This is a genomic window from Acinetobacter sp. YH16032 (assembly GCF_013417345.1).
Lineage (GTDB): Bacteria > Pseudomonadota > Gammaproteobacteria > Pseudomonadales > Moraxellaceae > Acinetobacter.
Window position 1 is genome coordinate 1 of sequence record NZ_VPEE01000109.1, and the last position, 2,354, is coordinate 2,354.

Here is a 2,354-nt window from a genome sequence, read left to right on the forward strand (position 1 = left end):
ATAGGCTTCTCGCTTTGCTCTATAAGTTGCTCGAAGTTGCTCAGCGTCTGTGAGAGCTGCTGCAAGCTCACTTGCAGTTGGTCGGCTTTCTGCTGCTGCTCTGAGATGCTCTGAATAAGATCCAATTTCGAAGTTTTCATGATAGAAATCACCTTTTATTCGATGTTTTTTGCCGTTGTTGAGAGTGACCGTTAGAGACTCTTTATTTGGTTTTATCGAGTCGACTCCATCTAGTTGTTTGATACAGGTGATTATTTCCGCTCTATTTTTTGCTGTGTTGGTTTTTAAGAGGGTTTTCACGTAATTATCAATTGCTTTGTAAAATTGCTTTTTGGGCAAGGTTTCTAGCTCTTTGCTTGAGAGTATTTTTTTTGCTTGAGCATTAAGCTTGGCAACGTGGTTCGGCTCTTGTGTCGTGTGCATTAGCAGCAAATCGTCAGGGCGTGACCACTGGTATTTTGTGTTGAAGTAATCCCGTAATGAGTCGAAATGTTTCTCATGCCCTGGGGGCGCAATGTTGAGTGATTTTCCACTCTGTAAATCAAGGCGTGGTACTAAAACATGAATATGCTTTGAGCCATCATCATCCGTATGTTGAACGGCAAACAGATGATATTGAGATGGGTCTAACCCTGAGAAAGCATGTTGTTCAAAGTCGGTTAAAACCTCCCTGATCTGCTCGTCTGTAGGGGCATCATCCTTTGACCAAGCAATCACGCCACTGGTGTATTTCCACAGATGGGGGCTTGCATCACAAATGGCGTTAAATGTGGTTGCATCACCTCTTAAAACTTCAATGCCTGCACGCACATTGCCCATGTGATCAAACTTATCGAGTAAGTATGCCGATGCTTTGGCAGCATTGCCTTTGCCATGATTCAAAAATTTAATATGCACTTTCATCATCCTCAGCCAGTTGTACTGAAGACAACTGCTTTTTTAAGCGTTCAGGGCTTTGCCGACTAATTTTAGGTAAGGCAGGGAAGACTTTTTCTAGCTCGGTTTGAATGCCTTTTAAAACAAGCAACATGTTAAAAATATTTAGTTTGCGTTGTTCTTGAGGATCTGCGTTCTTGATGATATTCAACGCTCGTGCAATTTGGTTTATGTTGTTGCCGATTCTTGATAGCTCTAGCAATACATTCGGATCAGTCTTTTGATAGCGTTTGACTACCTCAATCACTGTTTTAATTTTTGTTCTTGTGGGTTTTATTTCGTCTTTGGTTTGTTGAACGGTAATCACATCTTGCATGACTTCACGCTCGATTAATGAATGAATGAAGTCAGTGAAACTTGTATTTTCCTTTTGCAGGTGTTGCTCCAGTTGCTCAAACTGGAGCTGTGTGAGTCTAAATTTTTTTGTTTTATTTTTTACCATTTCGTGTCTCGTTAAGAGCTTTTGCTTTTGGGGTCTTAGGGGTGAAACCCCTAACAAGTCCCTGAGTCCAAATTTTCGAAGAAAATTGTGGACACAGGTAGGCTTGCTTGTCGCATTGCCCCTTTTATTTAGAGCTTATTCTGTTTTGCAAAGATCAATAATTTTTTTCTTAGATAAGTCAATAAAAAGGTTTATATGGCATCAAAATGTGCTGAAGGTCATATATGTATTTTTTAGAATTCGGTTCAATGATTAATGCATTAAATTTTTTTTTCTGAAACATGCAGAAATTGAACCAATTTAAATCCGATTTTTTAAATTTTGCTACGCTCTGCTTGATTTACAGATTTTGTAGATTTCACAGGTGCGGGTGGATGGATTAGCGACGCTAGCGCACCATCGTGATTAAGTTGTTACTAGGGGATATTGGCAAAGCAACAGCGTGATGAGTAGTTCAGCTAAGCTTTAAATTGTATGTTGGGGAAACCCTCGCAGAGAAAAGCTGCTGTTCGGTTTGAGAACGTGCCAATGCGATGTGTAGATCGTAATCTCCGCCTGAAGAGAAAGTACACTTACTCTTTGCCGATCGACCGAGACGTGGCTCCGTCAGTCCGATAGATTTTCGGGAATACTTTAAGGGGGATAATTAGCCCCTTTAAGGGTAAGTATGGCCGAAATTCCCTCAACGTTCACCGTCTGCCGATAGGCAGACTGAAGGGGAACGTTGAGGGAATGAGAGCATTTAGTTAAGAACAATAGTTCTGTTTAAAAAAGTTGATACAAGTATGAAAGTAATTACAAGAGTTTTAATTTTTATTATGAATAGGCACTAATTTTATATGTACTTTTAGGTCTAGAGTTTTTGACTTCGCATAAGGTGTATTATGTTAATTTTAGAGAAACTACTAAATTATATTGAGTTGTAAATAGTTGAAATTCCGTTAAGATATTTTGGATTAAATTCTATTCCTAGATA

Annotated in this window: 2 protein-coding genes; both read right to left on the reverse strand. The window is 39.2% G+C overall.

Annotated elements, in window-relative coordinates; all coding sequences use genetic code 11:
- Nucleotides 1–903: relaxase/mobilization nuclease domain-containing protein (locus FTV32_RS16565; protein WP_180029128.1), on the reverse strand; the 903-nt coding region annotated here is incomplete at its 3' end.
- Entirely contained in the window at nucleotides 887–1,378 is a 492-nt protein-coding gene (mobC, locus tag FTV32_RS16570; RefSeq protein ID WP_035270222.1) for a plasmid mobilization relaxosome protein MobC, read from the reverse strand. The genes mobC and FTV32_RS16565, both read right to left, overlap by 17 nt.
- Nucleotides 1,379–2,354 lie beyond the last annotated feature (976 nt).